The organism is Phenylobacterium sp. CCH9-H3 (assembly GCF_001557235.1).
Lineage (GTDB): Bacteria > Pseudomonadota > Alphaproteobacteria > Caulobacterales > Caulobacteraceae > Phenylobacterium.
In genome coordinates, this window is sequence record NZ_LSJI01000256.1 from 1 (window position 1) to 18,293 (window position 18,293).

General features: G+C 70.7%; 18 protein-coding genes. 5 read left to right on the top strand and 13 right to left on the bottom strand.

Features of this window, described 5'->3' with window-relative positions:
* Window positions 1-128: 128 nt before the first annotated feature.
* The 6 genes from AX721_RS22410 to AX721_RS22435 form a co-directional block, all read right to left on the bottom strand.
* On the bottom strand, window positions 129-1,490 hold the full coding sequence (locus tag AX721_RS22410; protein ID WP_068878187.1) for a hypothetical protein: 1,362 nt from the start codon (window positions 1,488-1,490) through the stop codon (window positions 129-131).
* 80 nt (window positions 1,491-1,570) lie between these two features.
* Entirely contained in the window at window positions 1,571-2,962 is a 1,392-nt protein-coding gene (locus AX721_RS22415) for an ATP-binding protein (RefSeq protein ID WP_068878188.1), read from the bottom strand.
* Window positions 2,959-3,651, bottom strand: a complete 693-nt coding sequence (locus AX721_RS22420) for a response regulator transcription factor (protein ID WP_068878189.1) — start codon at window positions 3,649-3,651, stop codon at window positions 2,959-2,961. Before AX721_RS22420 ends, AX721_RS22415 begins: the two co-directional genes overlap by 4 nt.
* A 37-nt stretch (window positions 3,652-3,688) precedes the next feature.
* Window positions 3,689-3,997 (bottom strand): PepSY domain-containing protein, encoded by a 309-nt coding sequence (locus tag AX721_RS22425; protein WP_068878190.1) that lies wholly within the window; start codon window positions 3,995-3,997, stop codon window positions 3,689-3,691.
* Between the two features lie 63 nt (window positions 3,998-4,060).
* Window positions 4,061-5,008: a DnaJ C-terminal domain-containing protein gene (locus tag AX721_RS22430; protein ID WP_068878191.1), complete on the bottom strand. Its 948-nt coding sequence runs from the start codon at window positions 5,006-5,008 to the stop codon at window positions 4,061-4,063.
* 126 nt (window positions 5,009-5,134) lie between these two features.
* Window positions 5,135-5,599, bottom strand: coding sequence for a YcgN family cysteine cluster protein (locus AX721_RS22435; protein ID WP_068878192.1), 465 nt, complete (start codon window positions 5,597-5,599; stop codon window positions 5,135-5,137).
* 66 nt (window positions 5,600-5,665) lie between these two features.
* Between AX721_RS22435 and AX721_RS22440 the strand changes: the two genes are divergently transcribed.
* The 4 genes from AX721_RS22440 (at window position 5,666) to AX721_RS22455 (ending at window position 10,451) form a co-directional block, all read left to right on the top strand.
* The gene (locus AX721_RS22440) at window positions 5,666-7,474 is read left to right on the top strand and encodes an ABC-F family ATP-binding cassette domain-containing protein (RefSeq protein ID WP_068878193.1); all 1,809 of its coding nucleotides are present in this window, start codon (window positions 5,666-5,668) and stop codon (window positions 7,472-7,474) included.
* 498 nt (window positions 7,475-7,972) lie between these two features.
* On the top strand, window positions 7,973-8,965 hold the full coding sequence (locus tag AX721_RS22445; RefSeq protein WP_082765392.1) for an ABC transporter substrate-binding protein: 993 nt from the start codon (window positions 7,973-7,975) through the stop codon (window positions 8,963-8,965).
* Window positions 8,962-9,699: an ABC transporter ATP-binding protein gene (locus tag AX721_RS22450; protein ID WP_068878195.1), complete on the top strand. Its 738-nt coding sequence runs from the start codon at window positions 8,962-8,964 to the stop codon at window positions 9,697-9,699. Before AX721_RS22445 ends, AX721_RS22450 begins: the two co-directional genes overlap by 4 nt.
* On the top strand, window positions 9,696-10,451 hold the full coding sequence (locus AX721_RS22455) for an ABC transporter permease (protein WP_068878196.1): 756 nt from the start codon (window positions 9,696-9,698) through the stop codon (window positions 10,449-10,451). Before AX721_RS22450 ends, AX721_RS22455 begins: the two co-directional genes overlap by 4 nt.
* Here the strand turns inward: AX721_RS22455 and AX721_RS22460 are convergent, their stop codons facing one another.
* The 5 genes from AX721_RS22460 to AX721_RS22480 all read right to left on the bottom strand — a co-directional run bounded on the left by AX721_RS22460 (window position 10,452) and on the right by AX721_RS22480 (window position 16,200).
* Window positions 10,452-11,117 carry an energy transducer TonB gene (locus AX721_RS22460; protein WP_068878197.1) on the bottom strand — a complete coding sequence of 222 codons (666 nt, stop codon included), beginning with the start codon at window positions 11,115-11,117 and terminating at the stop codon, window positions 10,452-10,454.
* 78 nt (window positions 11,118-11,195) lie between these two features.
* Window positions 11,196-12,569, bottom strand: coding sequence for a hypothetical protein (locus tag AX721_RS22465; protein WP_068878198.1), 1,374 nt, complete (start codon window positions 12,567-12,569; stop codon window positions 11,196-11,198).
* A 190-nt stretch (window positions 12,570-12,759) separates the two neighbouring features.
* Window positions 12,760-13,494: a pseudouridine synthase gene (locus AX721_RS22470; RefSeq protein ID WP_068878199.1), complete on the bottom strand. Its 735-nt coding sequence runs from the start codon at window positions 13,492-13,494 to the stop codon at window positions 12,760-12,762.
* A complete protein-coding gene (locus AX721_RS22475) occupies window positions 13,491-14,396 on the bottom strand; it encodes a class I SAM-dependent methyltransferase (protein ID WP_068878200.1) in 906 nt (301 codons plus the stop codon). Before AX721_RS22475 ends, AX721_RS22470 begins: the two co-directional genes overlap by 4 nt.
* A gap of 196 nt (window positions 14,397-14,592) precedes the next feature.
* Window positions 14,593-16,200 carry a peptide chain release factor 3 gene (locus tag AX721_RS22480; protein WP_068878201.1) on the bottom strand — a complete coding sequence of 536 codons (1,608 nt, stop codon included), beginning with the start codon at window positions 16,198-16,200 and terminating at the stop codon, window positions 14,593-14,595.
* A 150-nt stretch (window positions 16,201-16,350) separates the two neighbouring features.
* Here AX721_RS22480 and AX721_RS22485 point away from each other — a divergent pair, with 150 nt between their 5' ends.
* Complete coding sequence (locus AX721_RS22485; protein WP_068878202.1) at window positions 16,351-17,133, top strand: hypothetical protein; 783 nt, start codon at window positions 16,351-16,353, stop codon at window positions 17,131-17,133.
* Here the strand turns inward: AX721_RS22485 and minE are convergent.
* Both minE and minD read right to left on the bottom strand, forming a co-directional pair.
* A complete protein-coding gene (gene minE / locus AX721_RS22490) occupies window positions 17,130-17,456 on the bottom strand; it encodes a cell division topological specificity factor MinE (protein ID WP_068878203.1) in 327 nt (108 codons plus the stop codon). The genes AX721_RS22485 and minE overlap by 4 nt on opposite strands.
* Window positions 17,453-18,274: a septum site-determining protein MinD gene (minD, locus tag AX721_RS22495; RefSeq protein ID WP_068878204.1), complete on the bottom strand. Its 822-nt coding sequence runs from the start codon at window positions 18,272-18,274 to the stop codon at window positions 17,453-17,455. Before minD ends, minE begins: the two co-directional genes overlap by 4 nt.
* Window positions 18,275-18,293: the final 19 nt, after the last annotated feature.

Consider the following 18,293-nt stretch of genomic DNA (forward strand, 5'->3'; position numbering starts at 1 on the left):
AAAGAGTCTCACTCGCGCACCGCCGCGCTTTCGGCTAAACGCCGACCACAGCCCAGAAGACGAACATGGCCGGCGTTTAGCCGAAAGCGCGGCGGTGCGCGAGTGAGACTCTTTGGCCGCGGAGGCGGCTAGGATCCGTCGGGATGCAGGGCGGCGTGTGCGCGGCGGCGGACGAGCTCGCCCGCCTTGCCGCCGCGGATCAGCTGGTCCAGCACGGCGGCGTGTTCGAGGTAGGCCGACGCGACGGCGACGTCCTCGACCTCGTCGGTCCGGATCAGGTCGAGAACCTCATCGACGTAGTGGTCCACGTACTCGCCCAGGCGTTCGACCATCTTGTTGCGGGCCGAGGAAAACCCTCCGTAGTTGGCGGTCGACCGCAGCTCGTCCGAGAACGACAGCAGGGTCACGGCGCGGTCCACCAGCCGCCGGTCGGGCGCGACGCCCAGGCGCGGGACCTGCCGGCGGATGCGCGGGTTGCGCGGCGGCTGCACGGGTAGCGCATCCATGGTCGCCTTTTCCGCCTCGCGAAGACGCCCCTCGACGACGCCGGCCAGGCTCGCCCGCTGCTTGTGGATCCGATGGCCCCAGCCGTGCTCGCGTTGGAGGTCGACGCAGGTCTCGATCTCCATGATCTGTTGGACGACGAGTTCGGCCAGCTTGGCGGCCGACCGTCCCGCCTGCGGTCCGGCGTCGGCCTTCAGGCCGGCTATGGTGGCCAGCGCCGCGTCGATGTCGGCCAGCAGCCCCTCGCCGAAGCCCGCCATCTCGGAATCGCCCAGATAGCGCTCGGTGGGCTTGTCCATGACCGCCGAAATCACGCGCAGCACCATCCACGGGTGCGCCATCTGGGCCGAGAGCATCTCGAAGAAGCGCGGTCCGGCGTCGTCGTCGGCGGTGACGGCGTCGCGGTAGGCCACGCGCGCGCCGGCCGCGGTCTCGCCGCCGGGATGGGCCAGCCATTCGGGCAGCTTCTGGGTGGCCCGGCGCACGATCGGCGCAATGTCTAGGCAGGCCGCGAGTTGGTCGGCCCCACCCGGCCGCGCCAGGTCGCAGATCTCCGCCGCCGCGCGGAAGTCCTTCTGCTCGCGGGCGCGCAAGCCGGCGGCGGCCAGGACGGTCAGCCGATCCTCCGCGGCGGTCACCACATGGGTTGGCGTATCGTGCTCGGCGGCGTCGCGCACCACCGTGATGTCCTCGGCGTCGTCCATGGCGCGCACGCCACGCCAGAGCAGGCTCAGGACCCGCGATGGGAACGTGAGCTTGTGGGGATCGTCACCGGCCCCGACGCACATCGGCGCGATTGGCTGGAGGACGGTGTTGCGGAGGTTCCGCTCGTAGACTTCCACCTCGACGAGCCGCTTGACCCCGCCGAGCGCGCTCTCGTCGCTCGTCTCCGCCAAGGCCTGCCGGAGGCCTCCGACGACCTTGTCAGGCGCGGATTCCACCAGGGTGCGGACGATCGCGATCTTGCGCTCGGACAGCGCGGCCATGGACCTCAGGCTCCGGCAGAACGCCGTTAGGCCGAAAAGATGCCCCTGCCCCGGTTAAGGCTTTACGAAGTCAGGGCTTTTTACGCCTCCGCACGCGGCAGCTCGACCGCGACCAATAGTCCGCCGAGCGGCGAATCCCCGAGCGCCAGCGAGCCGCGGTAGGCCCGGGCCAGCTCGTCGACGATCGACAGGCCGAGGCCCGAGCCGGGCGCATTTTCGTCGAGGCGCGCGCCGCGGCGGATCACCTCCTCCCGGCGGTCCGGCGGCAGACCCGGGCCGTCGTCCTCGACCGTGAGACGCAGGCGCTCCGGCCCGGCGGCCGTGGCGCGCACCCGGATCTTGCGGCGCCCGAACTTGCCGGCGTTCTCCATGGCGTTCCCGGCGATCTCCATGAAGTCCTGCCGCTCGCCCAGGAAGTACAGCTCGTCGGGCGCGTCCCAGTCGATCTCGACGTCCTTGGCGCGGAAGATGCGCTCCAGCGTCCGGGCCAGCTCGTCCAGCACCTCGGCGACCGACGTCCGCTCGCCCTGCCCCTGGCTGCGGGCCGCCGCCCGGGCGCGGCGCAGGTGATGGTCGACCTGCTGGCGCATCACGTCGGCCTGGCGGCTGACCACTTCGGCGAGGGGGCCTGGGCGCTGGCTCGCCTCGGTCATCATCACCGAGATCGGGGTCTTCAGGGCGTGGGCCAGGTTGCCGACGTGGGTGCGCTGGCGCTCCACGGTCTCCTGGTTGTGGGCGACCAGGGCGTTCAGTTCGTCGGTCAGGGGCTTCAATTCGGTCGGGTAGTCGGCCTGCAGGCGATCGACCTTGCCCCGGCGCACCTCGGCCACCTCCTGGCGCAGGCGGAACAGCGGCCGCAGCCCGACCTGAACCTGGACCACCACCGCCAGGATCAGGCCCACGCCCAGCAGGGCGAAGGCGATGGCCGTGGTGGTGAAGAAGTTGCGCACGTCGCGGTCGATGGGGCGGCGGTCCTCGGCGGCGATGAAAACCAGCGGCGCGTCGCGGCCGGGCAAGCTGGTCCAACGGGCGACGACCCGCAGCCGCTCGCCCGGCTGCACGCCCGGCGCATCGAAGGCGATCGGCTTGCGCGGGTTGGCCCGCAGCCGGCCCGGGAGATCGGCCGGGATCTTGAGCGAGGAATCCCACAGCGAACGAGACGGCACCAGGCTGCGCACCCCGCCCCCGGCCACTGGCTCGGCGATGTCCCAGTAGCGTCCGGAATAGGCGCGCAGCGCCCGCTGGTCCGTGAGAGCCGGTGCCACCACGTCGCCGTCCTCGATGGTCGACCCCGAGATCAGGTTGTCGATCAGGTCCGAGAGGTTGGCGTCGAACCTGCGCAGTGCGGCCTGCTGGAACAGCAGGGCCAGCACGACCGCCGCGATGACCAGGGCCGCAAAGCTCCAGCCGACGGCCAGCAGGGCCAGCCGGCGGGCGAGCGAGGGACGGGTCAGGCCCGCCGGCAGCTTCACGAGCCGGCGCTCTCCGTGTCCACCTCGTCGGCGGGGCAGATGAGGCGATAGCCGAGACCGCGGACGGTCTCGATCCGGTCCGGCCCGATCTTCTTGCGCACCCGGCCGATGAACACTTCGATGGTGTTGGAATCGCGGTCGAAGTCCTGGTCGTACAGGTGCTCCACCAGCTCAGTGCGGCTGATCACCCGGCCCTGGTGCATGATCATGTAATGCAGCAGGCGGTATTCCAGAGAGGTGAGCCGCAGCGGCTCGCCGTTGACGCTGGCGCGCGCGGCGCGCGGATCCAGTCGCAGGCCCCCGCACGCCAGGTTCGGCGTCGCGTGACCGGCCGACCGGCGCAGCAGGGCGCGCAGGCGGGCCAGCAGCTCCTCGGTATGGAACGGCTTGGTCAGGTAGTCGTCGGCGCCGGCGTCGAAGCCGGCCACCTTCTCGCTCCAGGCCCCGCGGGCGGTCAGGATCAGAACCGGCGTGGTCATGTTCTCGCGCCGCCAGCGCTCCAGCACCGACACCCCGTCCACCTTGGGCAGGCCCAGATCGAGGATGATGGCGTCATAGGGTTCGGTCTCGCCCAGGAACTGGGCTTCCTCGCCGTCGGGGGCGTGATCGACCGCATAGCCGGCGTCGCCGAGCGCCAGCTTCAGCTGCCGCGACAGGTCCGGATCGTCTTCAACAAGCAGGATGCGCACGTCCGCGTCCCTTCCTTCCTCGAAATCTTAAAAGAGCTCAGCCGCCCTGGCGACCGATCACCTGGCCGGACTCGGCGTCGACGACGAAGACCACCACCCGGCCATTCTCCATCTGCCACTGGACATAGTAGGCGGGTCGGCCGCCGGCATCGCCCATGGTGCTGTTCAGGTGGCGGCCGGGATAGCGGGACGCAAGCATGCTCAGAACGCGCGACAGCGGCACCTGGCGCCGCGCCTGGTCCTGGCCGCCGCCGGTCAGCACCATCAGGCCGCGATCACGCGCCTCCGCGACGACGGGGGTCGTCACGGTCGCAGCGAGGACGGCGAGGGCGAAGAGGCGTTTCATGCAACCCGTCCTAGACGCAGGCGACTGAACCCGGCCTGAACGCCGGTATCAGGGTTCCTTAGCTTAAGCGCGGCGCTTGGGCGAATAGGGGCGCTTGGCCTTCTGTTCCTCGGCGAACGCTTCGAGCGCCGGATCGGCGCCTTCGGGCAGGGTGACCACCAGGCGGGCAAACAGGTCGCCGCGCTGGCCGCGCGCATCCGACAGGCCCCGGCCCTTGAGCCGCAGGCGCGTGCCGGTGTTGGCGCCCTTGGGCACCGAGACGTTTACCGGGCCGTCGGGCGTCGGCGCCTCGACCTTCCCGCCCAGCACGGCGTCGTAGAAGGTGACGGGCAGGTCCATGACCAGGGCGTCATCCTCCCGGCGGTACAGCGGGTGCGGCTTGATCGCGATCTCGATGAACGCATCGCCGGGGCCCGCACGGCCCGGCGAGCCTTGGCCCTTCAGTCGCAGCGTCTGGCCCGCCTGGGCGCCCTTGGGAATGGTGACGTCGATCGTGCGGCCGTCGGAGAAGGCGATGCGCTGCTTGCCCCCGCGGATCGCGTCCACGAGGTCGATCTCCAGCTTCGCGCGCACGTCGGCGCCGCGCTGGGAAAAGCCGCCGAAGCCGCCGCCAGCGCCGCCGGCGCGGCCGCCACGTCCACCGCCGCCGAACATCTCGCCCAGGATGTCGCCGAGGTCGGCGCCCTCGAAGGTCTCGGTCCGGAAGCCGCCGCCCCGTTGACCGAAGCCGCCGGGGCCGGGGCCGCCGCCCCACGGGCCGCCGCCGGGGAAGCCCTGGGCGGTCTCGCGGCCGTCGGCGTCGATCAGGCCGGCATCGAACTTCTTGCGCTTATCGGCGTCGCCGACGATGTCGAACGCCGCGCTCACCTTCTTGAACCGTTCCTCGGCCGCCTTGTTGCCGGGGTTAGTGTCGGGGTGGTTTTCCTTCGCGAGCTTACGAAAGGCCTTGCGGATTTCGTCCGCAGAGGCTGTCCGGGAAACGCCCAGCTCCTGATAGGGGTCGCGCGCCAAGCTCTTCAGAATCCTCGAAAGACCGTACCTAGGTTGTGAGTACTAGATTGGGCGGGCGGTTCCGTCACGCAAGCCGTCATGTGATAAAATTGCCACACCACGCCTGAGGGGCTTAAGGGCAGGCTGCTAAAGCCCGTCCCGCTCGGCCATGAGATCCCACGCCGCGAAGTCCAGGGCGTCCTCGGGATCGGCCAGCGCCGTCTCGTTGATGGTCTGGCCGCGTACCGAAATGCCCGCGCGATGCACGCTCTCCGGGTCGCCGGAGATCAGCGGATGCCATTCCGCCAAGTCCCGCCCCTCGTGCAGGCGGCGGTAGGCGCAGCTCTTGGGCATCCACTCCAGCGCCTCGATGTTGTGCGGCGTCAGCTTGATGCAGTCCGGCACATGCCTGTGCCGGTCGGCGTAGTTCGAGCAGCGGCAAGCGGCCGAATCGAAGAGCTTGCAGTGGACGCGGGTCGGGATGACCTCCCCCGTCACCTCGTCCTCGAAGCGCACCAGGCAGCAAAGCCCGCAGCCGTCGCACAGGCTCTCCCACTCGGCGACGGTCATCTGCTCGAGGGTCTTTCGCCGCCAGAAGGGTTCGCCCGTCATCGCGCGGATGTAGGCCCGACAGGCCGGCGACAGAAGCGCGAACTTGCGTCGCAGCCCGCAACCTCTATGTGGAGCGCCTCCATGAGAGCTCCGATCCTGGCCTTGAAGGAGGTCCGTCTGGCCGACGGGCCGGTGATGCTGTTCGACGGCGTGGACCTCGCGCTGGATGCGCGGACCCGCGCCTGCCTGGTCGGGCGCAACGGCGCGGGCAAGTCGACGCTGCTGCGTATTCTCGCCGGCCAGATCGAGCCGGACGCGGGCGAGCGCACCGTCACGCCCGGCACGACCATCGCCTACGTGCCGCAGGAGCCCGACATCACGGGCGCGACCGTGCTGGACCACGTCACCTCCGGCGGGGCGCCGGCGCACCAGGCCGAAGCGGCGCTGCAGGCGTTCGGCATGGACCCGGCGAAGACCGCCCAGGGCCTTTCGGGCGGCGAAACGCGCCGCGTCGCCCTGGCCAAGGCGTTCGCGGAAGACCCCGACGTCATCCTGCTGGACGAGCCCACCAACCACCTGGACATCCTGGCCATCGAGACCCTGGAGGCCGAGATCGCCGCTAGCCGGGCGGCCGCCCTGATCGTCAGCCACGACCGCGCCTTCCTCGAACGCGTGACCCAGCGGTGCTTCTGGCTGGAGCACCGGCTGGTGCGCCGCCTGGACGCCGGGTTCGCCGGCTTCGAGACCTGGGTCGAGAAGATCGAGGCTCAGCAGGCCGAGGAAGCCCGCCGCCAGGACAAGCTGCTCGAGCGCGAGCAGCACTGGATGGAGCGCGGCGTCACCGCCCGCCGGGCCCGTAACGAAGGCCGCCGCCGCCGCCTGCTGGCCCTGCGCGAAGCCAAGTCGGAGCGCCTGCGCGAGACCCGCGGCAGCCTCAACATCGGCCTCGATTCCTCGGGCGTCTCCGGCAAGCGCGTGGTGGAGGCCAAGGGCCTGTCCAAGGCGTTCGGCGACCGCGTGATCCTGAAGGGCTTCTCGACCCGCATCCTGCGCGGCGACCGCGTCGCCATCGTCGGCCCGAACGGCGCGGGCAAGACCACCATGGTCAAGCTGTTGCTGGGCGAGCTGGAGCCGGACGAGGGCTCGGTGAAGCTGGGCACGAACCTGACGGTCACCTACATCGACCAGGCCCGCGCGGCGCTCTCGCCGGAGATGACGCTGAAGGACGTGCTGACGCCACTGGGCGGCGATCAGGTCCTGGTGCGCGGCCAGCCGAAGCACGTGAACGCCTACGCCAAGGACTTCCTCTTCAAGGACAGCCAGCTTCGCCAGCCGGTGAAGAGCCTGTCGGGCGGCGAACGCAACCGCCTGCTCCTGGCCCGCGCCCTGGCCAACCCGGCCAACGTCATGGTGCTGGACGAGCCGACCAACGACCTCGACATGGACACCCTGGACCTGCTCGAGGACCTGCTGGCCGACTACGAGGGAACCCTCATTCTCGTCAGCCACGACCGCGACTTCATCGATCGGCTGGCCACCTCGACCATCGGCCTGGACGGATCCGGCCGTGCGGTGGAGACGCCTGGCGGCTGGCAGGATTTCATGCGGCAGAACCCGGGCTTCTTCGGCGCGGTGACCAAGATCGAGCCCCCCAAGACTGCGCCGAAGACGGCCGCGCCGCCCAAGGCGGCGTCCAAGCTCTCGTACAAGGATCAGCGGCGCCTTGCCGAGCTGGAGACCCTGATCGCCGACATGCCGGGCAAGATGGCCACGCTGGAGGCCGCCCTGGCCGATCCCAACCTCTATTCCCGCGATCCCGCCGGCTTCGACCGCTACAGCCGCGCGCTGGAGGCGGCGCGCGCGCAGCTCGCGGCCGCGGAGGAGGAGTGGCTCACCCTCGAGGAGCGTCGTGAGGCCCTGGAATCCGGGCGCTGATCGCTTTCCTGTGGACAGCTTTCGGCGTCTGATTCTCTTGTGGAATCGTCCCGCCGGTTAAGACTTATCAACCATCCTGACACAGCTTTTTGACAGGCTGCCCGCCCGCGGCGGCGTGGACCCGCTTGCGTCATAAAAGCTTCAGGCGCACCGTCTCCTTGCCGACAGGAACTGCGGCGCGGGTGGACGGAAAAACCGGCAACGGCGGACCCGAAGACCAGGCGGGCGGAGTGGCCGGTCCAAGGCAAGAAACCGGGGCAACCCGGGATCGAACCGGACGGTTGGTCATCGGCGGTCGAAGATGAAACGGGGCGACCCGGGACAGAATTGACGGTTGGCCTGGAAGGCGCAGATCCCCCAACGGATCTGTATGAGAGGGCGACGCTCCGGGCGACCGGAACGCCGCCCTCTTGCTATGTGGCATGCTCCCGACGGCGGCGCGTTGCGCGCCGGGGGAGGATGGCCCTACCTTCGCGGCGCTTCACGTCGAGGGTTTCCATGAGAGCTTTGCGCACCCTGGCCCTGGCGGCCGCCGCGTTGCTGGCCGCCTGTTCGCCGAAGGAGACGGCCAAGGCGCCATCCGCGGATGCGCCGGTGACCCTGCGCTTCGCCACCGACTGGCGGGCTCAGGCCGAGCACGGCGGCTTCTACCAGGCGCTGGCCTCCGGCGAGTACGCCAAGCGCGGCCTGAAGGTGGAGATCGTCCAGGGCGGGCCCGGCGTGAACGTGCCGCAGCTGCTGGCCTCGAACGCCGTGGAGCTGGGCATGGGCTCGAACAGCTTCATCGTCATGAACCTGGCCCAGGAGGGCGTGCCGGTGAAAGCCGTCGCCGCCTTCATGCAGAAGGACCCCCAGGTCCTGATCGCCCATCCGGGCGCCGGCGTGGACACGATCGCCGACCTGAAGGGCCGCCCGATCCTGCTGTCGGACGCCTCGGTGACCGCCTTCTGGGTCTGGCTCAAGGCCAAGTACGGCTTCGCCGACGACCAGGTCCGGAAATACACCTTCAACCCCGCGCCGTTCCTGGCCGACAAGCGCGCGGCCCAACAGGGCTATGTGACCAGCGAGCCCTACGTCATCGAGAAGCAGGCAGGCCTGAAGCCCAAGGTCTTCCTGCTCGCGGACGAAGGCTATCCCGGCTACGCCACCATGGTGCTGGCCACGGACGGCCTGATCGCGAAGAACCCGGCGGCGGTGAAGGCCTTCGTCGAGGCAAGCGCCAAGGGCTGGACCGACTACCTGACGGGCGACCCGTCGGCCGCCGACGCGCTGATCCGCAAGGACAATCCGGAGATGAGGCAGGACGTCCTGGACCAGGCCCGCGAGAAGATGCGGAGCTACGGCATCGTCAGTGGCGACCAGGGCGCGCCCGTGGGCTCCATGACCGACGCCCGCTGGAAGGCGTTCTACGACGTCGCCGCGGCCCAAGGCGTCTATCCCAAGACCCTGGACTACCGCCGCGCCTACACCCTGCAGTTCGTCCCGAAGTGAGCATCGTTCAGCTGACGGACGTCGAGGTCGACTACGACCGCGGCCGGGCGCTGGGGCCGCTCACCCTCGGCGTGGCGGCGGGCGAGACGGTGGCGCTGGTGGGCCCTTCCGGATGCGGGAAGTCGACGGCGCTGCGCCTGCTCGCCGGGCTTGAGGCGCCGAGCCGGGGCGACATCACCCGCACCACGGGTCGGGGCGAGACCGCCGTCGTCTTCCAGGCGCCGACGCTGGCGCCCTGGCTGTCCGCCCGGGCCAATGTCGCCATGCCGCTGGAGCTGGCCGGGGTGGCGAAAACAGAGGCGCATGAGCGCGCCGATGCGGCCCTGGCGCGCGTCGGCCTCGCCGGCGCCGAAGCGAAGCGGCCCGTCCAGCTTTCCGGCGGCATGGCCATGCGGGTGTCGCTCGCGCGGGCCCTGGTCAACGAACCGAGGCTCCTCCTGTTGGACGAGCCGTTCGCGGCGCTGGACGAGATCACCCGCCGCGCGCTCGCTGACGACGTACTGTCGCTGTGGGCGGCCTCGAAGCCAGCCATCGTCTTCGTCACCCACAATGTGGAGGAGGCGGTCTACATGGCCTCGCGCGTCGTGGTGCTGACGCGGGGGCCCGGCCGCATCGCCGCCGACTTCGCCGTCGCGGGGCCTATTCCGCGGCCGCCGCACTTCCGCGCCGAGGCGGACTTCCGCGCCACCTCCGAAGCGGTGTCCGCCGCCCTGGCCGAGGGGATCGCCGCGTGAGCCGCCTGGCGCCCGTCGTGCTCGCCGCGTTCCTCCTCGCCGCCTGGGAGATCGCCTGCCGGGCGCTGGACGTGCCGGCTTACTTCCTGCCCGCGCCCTCGGCCGTCGCCGTGGCGCTCTGGCGACACCTGCCGACACTGGTCGCGGCGGCGGGACACACCTTGTCCACTGCGGTCATCGCTCTGGTGATCGCCAGCCTCATCGCCCAGGGGCTGGCGATCCTGACGGCGCTGAGCGCCCTGCTCGACCGGGCCATCCGGCCCCTGGCCTCAGTGGTCCAGGTGACGCCGGTGGTGGCGATCGCGCCGCTGCTGCTGATCTGGGCAGGCCTGGACCATCCCGGGCGCGCTTTGGTCGCCCTGGCGGTGCTGGTGGCGTTCTTCCCGATCTTCTCCGGCGCGACGGCGGGCCTGCGGTCGGCGGACCCGGACCTGGAGCGGCTGTTCACCCTCTACGGCGCGGGCCGCTGGCAGCGGGTGACGCGGCTGCGGCTGCCCTCGGCCGTGCCGTTCCTGCTGGAAGGCCATAAGGTCGGCGCGGGCCTGGCCTTGATCGGCGCGGTGGTGGCCGAGTTCGGCGCCGGCTCGGGCAAGGTCCAGGGCCTGGCGTGGCAGATGCTTGACGCCGGCAACAAGCTTCAGACCGCGCGGATGATCGCCGCCCTGGTGGTGCTGGGCGCCATGGGCGTCGCCCTGCACGCGCTCCTTGAAGCGGTGGAGCGCGCGGGGCTCAGATGGTGGCGCGGCCGCTAGCTACTTGGCGGCCTGCTGCACGGGTTTCAGGTCGAAGCGAACCGGAACCCGGACCTTGGCGCCGACCGTGGGCATACCCTCGGCGCTCATCAGGCCCACCTGGAACTTGGGCGCCAGCGCCAGGACGGCCGGCCCGAAGCCCTGCCCCGCCGGCTCCTCGCGATCGACCTCGCAGCCGCTGAGCGAGCCGCCCGCCTGCACGTCGCAGACCAGGGTGACGCGGATGTTGTTCGGGCCACCCTCCTTGTGCGGCACGGCGGCCTGCATGTCGGTGACGCTGGGCAGGGCCGTCCACTGCGGGGTCTTCACCGTGACGACCCCGCCCTTGGCCAAGTCGGGCGAGAAGGTGACGGGGATCCGCACCTCCGTGTCCTTCGCGACGCCGCCGGCCTTCAGCGACTGTTGGGCGAGCTTGCGGGCGGCGGAGCCGAAGCCGTAGCCGCGGGGCGTCTCGCCGAGGATGTCGCAGGCCATCATCGCCCCGCCACGGCCGGCGGTGCACATCAGCTCGGCGGCGCCCCCGACGCCTTCGGCCTTGGCCTTGGCGGGATAGGCGGCCGCCATCTCGGCCGCGGTCGGGGCGGCGGTCCAGACCGTCTGGGCGGCTGCGGGCGCGGCGGCGCAGAGGGCGATCAGGCAAACAGCGGGCGCAATCGTGCGGGACATGGCGGCTCCTCCTCGGCGCGAGGATGCGCCGTCATGACAATCCTGAGAAGGCGCCCGACGTAACCTTGCGACGAACGGTTACCCCTGCGACCGCTCGTGCAGGTCGTGGAGGCGGTCGATGGCTTCGTTGGCCACAACGCTGAGCGAGCGCAGGCCGTGCTCGGCGAAGACGTCGAGGGCCGCGTCCAGGGCCATGAGGGCGGCGGCGCGCTCGCCGCGGTCCTTGCCGGTCATGCTCATGCGCGCCTCGTACAGCCGCGCCAGATGCAGTTGGGCCAGGGCCCAGCCGACCGGATCGCGGCGGGGCGAGAGGGCGGCAAGCTCGATCTTCATGGCCGCCTCAGCGGCGTCGAGGACGGCGGCGTCGCCGGTGAGCTCGGCGTTGCGGGCCAGGCAGAGGGCGCGGGCGCCGGCCGCCACGCCGCGCAGCGGCAGCGTCGGGGTTTCCTTCAGCACCAGGCCGGCGCGGTCGTAGCAGGCCACGGCGTGCTCGAAGGCCCGAGGATCGTTCGACGCTTCGCCCAGCGCCTGCAGCGCCTGGGCCAGGGCGACCTGGGTGCGGGCCCAGTCGAGCGGGCTGTGCTCGCGCGTCAGGCTGTCGAGGGCCAGGGCCAGGGCGCCGGCGCCGGCGGCCAGGGCGTCCACATCGCCGACCGCCTCGCCGCGCAGGGCCAGGGCCTGGCCGTGGGCGATCTTGGAGCGCGCCCAGGTGAGCGGCTCGTAGGCGGCGTCGAGGCGTTCGCCGGCGGTAGAGGCCTCGCGGGCGGCCATGTCGAGCAGGTCGCCGTCCTTCAGGCGCGCGCCCCAGCCGCAGAGCAGATCGGCGCGGATCAGGCGAGCTTCGGCAGCCAGCGCCCGAGCGGCGGTGACGCGCTTGGCGATGGCGTCCAGGGCGGCGATCGGCGGATTGAAGCGCTGGACGAAGGCGCGGGCCTCGACGGCGTCCATATGATCCAATTCGCGGCGACCCTCGATGGCCAGCAGGCCCACGTCGGCGAGCGGGGCGGCCAGACCACCCTTCACGTGGCCGCGGGCTTCGCGGAAGGCGACCTCGGCGGCCGCGTTCAGGCCCGGATCGCCGAAGATCTCGGCGCCCAGCAGGGCGCAGAAGGCCTGCTCGCAGCGGGCGCGGGCCCAGCCGTCGCGGCGATGGGCGGCTTCGAAGCCGGCGGCCGCGGTCTCGGCGCCGGCGGCGGCCTTGCGCAGGGCCACGGGATCGCCGGTGCGGCGGGCGACTTCGCGCCAGACGATGGCGGCCTCCAGCCGGCGGCGCGGCTTGTCCTTGGCGCTGATCCGGCCGGCGGCGATGTCGGCGGCCTTGGCCTCCTGGGCCAGCAGCGGCGAATCCAGTAGCTCAAGCAGCGAGGAGTCGCCGCCCGTAAGACCGTCGTTGGGCGCCTTGCCACGATCGCTGGCGAAGAAGCGCTTGAGTTCCCGACCCAACTCGAACATCGGCCCGCTCCGGCCTGTTGCGCGTCCCACGTTGGAACGTCCCTCACAGGCTTTGCTGGAACACAGCAAACCCGGAGCCGCGGGCTTTAACAAGTCATTAACTTGCGATGTATGGTTAACAACCGCGCTTTTTCACCACAGTAAAGCGCTGAAGTTCAACAGATTTACGCTTCCCGGTTGTTAACCATCGTTAACCGAAAAGGCTCGCCTGCTCGTCGGGGGCCAGGATCCGCCAGTCGCCGGGCGCCAGGTCGGGCGGCAGGTGCAGGCCGCCGATGCGGTCGCGATGCAGGGCTGTGACGTGGTTTCCGACCGCGGCGAACATGCGGCGGACCTGATGGTAGCGTCCCTCGGTGATGGTCAGCAGGGCGGTCTTCGGGCCGGTGGGTTCGAGGACCGCAGGCGCCAGGGGCTCGGTCTCCCCCTCCAGCATCAGGGTCCCGGCGGCGAAGACCTCGGCCTCCCCGCCCTCCAGCGGCCGGTCGAGGGTGGCGACGTAGCGCTTGGCCACGTGGCTCTTCGGCGAGATCACCCGGTGCAGGAACGGCCCGTCGTCGGTGATCAGCAGGAGGCCGGAGGTCTCCTTGTCGAGCCGGCCGATGGTGGAGAGCGCTGGCATCCGGGCGCGCCAGCGGGCGGGCAGCAGTTCGTAGACGCTGCGGCCGGCCTCCCGGTGCGAGCACACCACCCCCAGCGGCTTGTGCATAACGAGGGTCAGCGGCGCGGGCGGATCCACCGGCTTGCCGGCGATGGTCATCCGCTGGGGCAGGTCGGCGGCGATCGGGACCTTGGCGCCGGTATCCTTCAGGACCACGCCGTCCAGGACGATCTGGCCCTTGGCGACCAGCGCTCCGACCTCGCGGCGCGAGCCGTAGCCCAGGTTGGCGAGGAGGCGGTCCAGCCGCGCCATCGGCGTCTTGCTCATCGCCGCGCCTCGAAGATCTTATAGCCGCCGGCGTCGGCGCGGACCTGGGCGCTCTGGAAGGCGGCGGCCAGCGGCGCCTCGTAGGGCAGGTGCCGGTTGGCCACCAACCAGCAGACGCCGCCGGGCTTCAGCATGCCCGCGGCGGCGCGGATGAAGGCGACGCCCAGTTCCCGGTCCTCGGCACCGCCGTCGTGGAAGGGCGGGTTCATCACCACGAAGTCGAGGGCCGACAGCCGGTCGCCGAGGCTCCGGACATCCGCCCAGAGGACCGTGGCGCGCGCATCGTCCAGATTGTGCTCGGCGCAGGCCACCGCGCGGCGATCGATATCCACGCAGGTCAAGCCGGTCACCGCGGGCGAGGCCAGGATGCGCTGGGCCAGGAGGCCGATGCCGCAGCCGAGGTCGGCCCCGCGGCCCGCCAGCGCCGGCAGGATCTCGATCAGCGCCGCGCTGCCGGGATCGAGGCGGTCCCAGCTGAAGACGCCGGGCTGGGTCCAGGCTCCGAGCGACGGCGACACTCGCGGCGCGCCAGCAGCGATGGCCTCGGCGAGGCCGGTGGGCGTGGTCGGGCGGGTCACGCGGCAGAAGCGGTGATGGCGCCGGGCGTCTTCGACCACCGTGCAGCCGAAGCCCTCGAGCGTCTTCCTGAGGCGGGAGCCGCCCTTGTCCTTGGGGGCGAAGGCCTGCAGCGGCGCGCCGGGCTTCAGGACCCGCAGGGCCTGGGCGAGGACATGGTCGCGCTCCAGCACCCCTCCGGGCGCGAGGACCACAGCCTCGTCCACGCTGGCGTCGTCCAGGGCGGCCAGGTCCTGCGAGCCGACGATCAGCGGAGAGACCTGCACGGCGCCGGCCGGGACATCGACGAGGCCGGTGGCGGGAGCGCCGTAGAGGATGGCGGTCACGCCCTCACCTCCCCCCGATTGTCATCCCGGTTTCGCCGCAGGCGAAGACCGGGACCCCGATGTGATGAGATCGAAGGAACGCGGAGCGGGAGCCGCATCGCTCTAACGGCAGGCGCATCAGATCGGGGTCCCGGTCTTTCGCTCCGCGAAAACCGGGATGACAACCCAAGGGTATCGCGCGCGCCCGGCGTCACCCTTACGCCCGCTCCTTCGACCGCTCGAAGCGGACCTTGGGGTAGCGGTCGGCGGCGTAGCCGACGTCCCAGGAGCTCTTGGCGAGGAACACCGGCTGGTCGTCGATATCCGTGCCCATGGCCGAGCGGTGCTTGCCGATGAAATCTTCCAGGTCGGCCTTCTCGCCCAGGATCCAGCGGGCCTCGCCGAAGGGGCTGGGCTCGAAGATCACGTCCAGCTGATATTCCTCGCGCAGGCGGTCGGCCATGACCTCGAACTGGAGCTGGCCCACCGCGCCCACGATGAAGTCGGCGCCCAGGCTGGGGCGGAAGAGCTGGGTGACCCCCTCCTCCGCCAGGCTTTCGAGGGCCCGCTTCAGGTGCTTGGCCTTCAGCGGGTCCTTGACCCGGACCCGCTGCAGGATTTCGGGCGCGAAGTTGGGCAGGCCGGCGAAGCGGATCGCGCCGCTCTCCGACAGGCTGTCGCCCACCCGCAGCACGCCATGGTTCGGGATGCCGATCACGTCGCCGGCGTAGGCGTCCTCGGCCAGCTCCCGGTCAGAGGCGAAGAACATCATCGGGGCGTTCACGGAGAGCTGCTTGCCGGTGTTCTGGACCTTCAGCTTCATGCCGCGGCTGAACCTGCCCGAGCACAGCTTGAGGAAGGCGATCCGGTCGCGGTGGTTCGGGTCCATGTTGGCCTGGACCTTGAAAACGAAGCCGGTCACCTCACGGTCGCCAGGGGCGACGTGGATGTCCTCCGAGCCCTTGCGGGCGGCCACCGTCTTCGGCGGCGGGGCGTAGGCTCCCAGGCCCTCCAGCAGCTGGTCGACGCCGAAGTGGCGCAAGGCCGAGCCGAAGAAGACCGGCGTCATGTGCCCTTCCAGGAAGGCCTGGGGGTCGAAGGCCTTGAGGCCGCCCATGGCCAACTCGGCGTTCTCGCTGAGCTCCTCCTGCTCGTCGGGCTCCAGATAGCGGACCACGGCATTGCCCTTGAACGGGATGGCCGGCGGGTGGCCGTCGTCCTCGTCGGGCCCGCCGCCGCCCTTCTTCTGGAACGGCAGGAAGCGGTCGCGGCGCAGGTCCAGCATCCCCTTGAACCGTCCGCCGGAACCCGCGGGCCAATAGAGGGGCGAGGGATCGAGCGCGAGCTTGGAGGATACCTCGTCCAGCAGCTCGAACGGGTCCTGAGCCTCGCGGTCCATCTTGTTGATGAAGGTGACGATAGGGATGTCGCGCATCCGGCAGACCTCGAACAGCTTGAGGGTCTGCGGCTCGATGCCCTTGGCGGCGTCCAGCACCATGACCGCGGCGTCGGCGGCGGTCAGGGTGCGGTAGGTGTCTTCCGAGAAGTCCTCGTGGCCCGGGGTGTCCAGCAGGTTGAACATCAGGCCGTCGTGGTCGAACGTCATCACCGAGGCCGAGACGCTGATCCCGCGCTCGCGCTCGATCTTCATCCAGTCGGAGCGGGTGCGGCGGTTCTCGCCGCGGGCGCGCACGGCGCCGGCCGCCCGGATGGCGCCGCCAGCCAGCAGCAGGTTTTCGGTGAGCGTCGTCTTGCCGGCGTCGGGGTGGGAGATGATCGCGAAGGTGCGCCGGCGGGCGGCCTCGGCGGCGGGAGAGGTGCTCATGGCCGGCGCCTATCACGCGGGGGGCCGCGGCGGAAGCGAACACGGAGGCGCGGCAAGATCCGTCCAGCCGCCGACCGGCGTTCCGCGGCTGGGACGACGACCATGCGGCGTGTACTATGTCCGCACAACATCTCGGGGGAGATTTCAAAGATGGCTACGGTCGCCGAGGGTGCGCCGCCGGTCGGGGCGCGCGACGAGGGCTTCTTCCTGGGCGGCGCGATCGCGATGGCGGTGGTGCTCGTCGCCGGGTTTTCGCTGCAGCTGGCGATGGGGCGCTCGACCTTCGCCGCGCCGCCTCTGGTCCACGCCCATGCGGTGGTGTTCATGGGTTGGATCGGCATCTACGTCCTGCAGAACGTCTTCGTGGCCACGGGCCGGATGGAACTGCACCGCCGGCTCGGCTGGCTGGCGGCCGTCTGGATCGCGCCCATGCTCGTGCTGGGCTGGCTGGTGACGGTGGCCATGGTGCAACGGGGGCAGGTCCCGTTCTTCTTCCGGCCGCTGCAGTTCCTGGTCTTCGACCCGATGACGCTGATCACCTTCGCCGGGCTGACGGCGGCGGCGATCCGGCTGCGGCGGCGCACCGACTGGCACCGGCGGCTGCATTTCAGCGCCATGGCGCTGCTGCTGGGGCCTGGCCTCGGCCGGCTGCTGCCCATGCCGCTGCTGACGCCCTGGGCGTGGGAGGCGACGCTGGCCGTGTCGCTGGTCTTCCCGCTCGCCGGCATCGTCCGGGACCTTTGGCGCAACGGCCGTGTCCATCCGGCCTGGGGCTGGGGCCTGGCCGCCATGGCCGGGTGCCTGATCCTCACCGAGGCGATCACCTACAGCCCGGCGGGTGCGGCGCTGTACGAGGCGGTCACCGCCGGTTCGCCGGGCGCGTCCGTCGCGCCGCTCGACTTCCCTCCGCCGCCTGCGGGACCTCCGGCCTAAGCGCTGCGACGCCGCCGCGCGGGAGGCTTCAGCTCGGCGGACTTCGGCGTAGAGATCTTGGGCGCGGCGGCCAGGGCCTCGTCGGGCATCTCGATATCGATCTCCAGGGTCGAGACCTGATCGCCGCGGTCCAGCTTCACCAGGACCCGGTCGCGGTCGATGGGGATGTGGCGGGCGATGACCTCCAGGATCTCCTGCTTGAGAACGGCGGCTAGGTCCGCGCCGCCCGTGAGCGCGCGCTCGTGCGCCAGCAGGACCTGGAGCCGCTCCCGGGCCACGGGCGCCGAGGTCCGGTTTCGGGTGAAGAAGTTCAGAATGCTCATGCCGCCGCCCTCTTGCCGAAGAGGCGGGTCATGAGGCCCGGCTTTTCCGGGCGGGGCGTGCGGACCGGCAGCGTTTCGCCGAGGAGGCGGCGGGCGGCCTCATCATAGGCGCGGGCCGCGGGCGAGCCCGGATTGTGCAGGGTGATCGGGCAGCCGAGGTTCGAGGCGGTCAGGACGTCCGGACTTTCCTGGACGATGCCCAGGAGGGGGATGGCCAGGATTTCCAGGACGTCCTCCACCGTCATCATCTCGCCGCGGGCGGCGCGGGCGGCGTCGTAGCGGGTGAGCAGGAGCTGCTTGTCGATGCGGCCGCCAGCCTCGGCCAGGCGGGTCTTGGAATCCAGCATGCCGATGATGCGGTCGGAGTCGCGGACGGAGGAGACCTCGGGATTGGTCACTACCACGGCGGTGTCGGCGAAGCGCATGGCGAGGGTCGCGCCCTTCTCGATGCCGGCGGGGCTGTCGCAGATGATCCAGTCGAAGGTTTCGCGCAGCTCGTCGATCACCCGGCCGACGCCGTCCTCGGTGAGGGCGTCCTTGTCGCGGGTCTGGGAGGCGGGCAGCAGGGAGAGGTTCTCCAGCCGCTTGTCCCGGATCAGGGCCTGGGGCAGCTTTGCATCGCCCTGGACGACGTTGACGAGGTCGAAGACCACGCGCCGCTCGGCGCCCATCACGAGATCGAGGTTGCGCAGGCCGACGTCGAAGTCGACCACCACGACCTTGTGGCCGGCCCGGGCCAGGGACGCGCCCAGGGAGGCCGACGAGGTGGTCTTGCCCACCCCACCCTTTCCGGACGTCACGACGACGACGTTGGACATGCTGTCTCCTTCCCCAGGG

What these genes read in the sequence shown, in the direction of transcription:
- AX721_RS22480 (WP_068878201.1), bottom strand. Translation starts at nt 16,200, where the DNA reads ATGAGCACCTCTCCCGCCGCCGAGGCCGCCCGCCGGCGCACCTTCGCG.
- minD (WP_068878204.1), bottom strand. Translation starts at nt 18,274, where the DNA reads ATGTCCAACGTCGTCGTCGTGACGTCCGGAAAGGGTGGGGTGGGCAAG.
- AX721_RS22445 (WP_082765392.1), top strand. Translation starts at nt 7,973, where the DNA reads ATGAGAGCTTTGCGCACCCTGGCCCTGGCGGCCGCCGCGTTGCTGGCC.
- AX721_RS22470 (WP_068878199.1), bottom strand. Translation starts at nt 13,494, where the DNA reads ATGAGCAAGACGCCGATGGCGCGGCTGGACCGCCTCCTCGCCAACCTG.
- minE (WP_068878203.1), bottom strand. Translation starts at nt 17,456, where the DNA reads ATGAGCATTCTGAACTTCTTCACCCGAAACCGGACCTCGGCGCCCGTG.
- AX721_RS22460 (WP_068878197.1), bottom strand. Translation starts at nt 11,117, where the DNA reads ATGTCCCGCACGATTGCGCCCGCTGTTTGCCTGATCGCCCTCTGCGCC.
- AX721_RS22485 (WP_068878202.1), top strand. Translation starts at nt 16,351, where the DNA reads ATGGCTACGGTCGCCGAGGGTGCGCCGCCGGTCGGGGCGCGCGACGAG.
- AX721_RS22425 (WP_068878190.1), bottom strand. Translation starts at nt 3,997, where the DNA reads ATGAAACGCCTCTTCGCCCTCGCCGTCCTCGCTGCGACCGTGACGACC.
- AX721_RS22440 (WP_068878193.1), top strand. Translation starts at nt 5,666, where the DNA reads ATGTGGAGCGCCTCCATGAGAGCTCCGATCCTGGCCTTGAAGGAGGTC.
- AX721_RS22410 (WP_068878187.1), bottom strand. Translation starts at nt 1,490, where the DNA reads ATGGCCGCGCTGTCCGAGCGCAAGATCGCGATCGTCCGCACCCTGGTG.
- AX721_RS22465 (WP_068878198.1), bottom strand. Translation starts at nt 12,569, where the DNA reads ATGTTCGAGTTGGGTCGGGAACTCAAGCGCTTCTTCGCCAGCGATCGT.
- AX721_RS22435 (WP_068878192.1), bottom strand. Translation starts at nt 5,599, where the DNA reads ATGACGGGCGAACCCTTCTGGCGGCGAAAGACCCTCGAGCAGATGACC.